The 1,021-nt window shown below is 48.4% G+C and carries 2 tRNA genes and 3 rRNA genes; all 5 read right to left on the reverse strand.

Features of this window, described 5'->3' with window-relative positions:
• Nucleotides 1-309: 309 nt before the first annotated feature.
• A tRNA-Asp gene (locus UF06_RS15720) sits at nt 310-386 on the reverse strand.
• A gap of 54 nt (nt 387-440) precedes the next feature.
• Nucleotides 441-556 (reverse strand): 5S ribosomal RNA (gene rrf, locus UF06_RS15725).
• A gap of 16 nt (nt 557-572) precedes the next feature.
• Nucleotides 573-648: transfer RNA gene (locus tag UF06_RS15730), tRNA-Thr, on the reverse strand.
• A 48-nt stretch (nt 649-696) separates the two neighbouring features.
• Nucleotides 697-812 (reverse strand): 5S ribosomal RNA (rrf, locus tag UF06_RS15735).
• 110 nt (nt 813-922) lie between these two features.
• Nucleotides 923-1,021: ribosomal RNA gene (locus tag UF06_RS15740) — 23S ribosomal RNA — on the reverse strand; the annotation flags it as partial.

Here is a 1,021-nt window from a genome sequence, read left to right on the forward strand (position 1 = left end):
GAGGTAAGACGTTGCTCTTTCCCTTGGTCATGCCTGATTTACCTATACACACTTCCCGTCGAGGCATTGGGCTATTCTATCTATTGCTAGGTTACCCAAGTTGTACAGGCCTACTATCAGGTTTCTGTTCGTCACAACCAAGTTTTGCCGTTTGCTTCCTTCAGGTTTCACCTCACGGTGAACACCCTTGCATAGGCTAACGGTTCTCGCTCGACTGAGCCCATAGAGGACTTTCACCTCCTAGATCAACGCCATGCTCGGCGCACAATGATAAAAGCCCCGCTGTTTCCAGCGAGGCTTCTTAATAAGTGGCGGAGCGGACGGGACTCGAACCCGCGACCCCCGGCGTGACAGGCCGGTATTCTAACCGACTGAACTACCGCTCCGCATCAGTTAGACTGTAAGTCCGCTATCAGGCAAAGCCTAATACGATATTTAAAGCCTGGCGATGTCCTACTCTCACATGGGGAAACCCCACACTACCATCGGCGCTACTTCGTTTCACTTCTGAGTTCGGTATGGAATCAGGTGGGTCCAAAGTGCTATGGTCGCCAAGCAAATTTTTTAATAAATGGTGCTGATACCCAGAATCGAACTGGGGACCTCATCCTTACCAAGGATGCGCTCTACCGACTGAGCCATATCAGCATTCAAACTTGGAAAACCCGCTAAATAAAGCGGATTTAAAAATTTAAAGCCTGGCGATGTTCTACTCTCACATGGGGAGACCCCACACTACCATCGACGCTGTTTCGTTTCACTTCTGAGTTCGGGATGGAGTCAGGTGGGTCCAAAACGCTATGGTCGCCAAGCAAATTCTTTCTCTCTATTTCTAGAGAATAATTCGGAAAGCTGTTTAAGTTTTTTTCAACACATTCAATTCGTTCTTGTATCGAGTCCACCAAAACCCTTTGGGTGTTGTATGGTTAAGCCTCACGGGCAATTAGTACAGGTTAGCTCAACGCCTCACAGCGCTTACACACCCTGCCTATCAACGTTCTAGTCTCGAACAACCCTTTAG

Source organism: Vibrio sp. S234-5 (assembly GCF_000960595.1).
Lineage (GTDB): Bacteria > Pseudomonadota > Gammaproteobacteria > Enterobacterales > Vibrionaceae > Vibrio.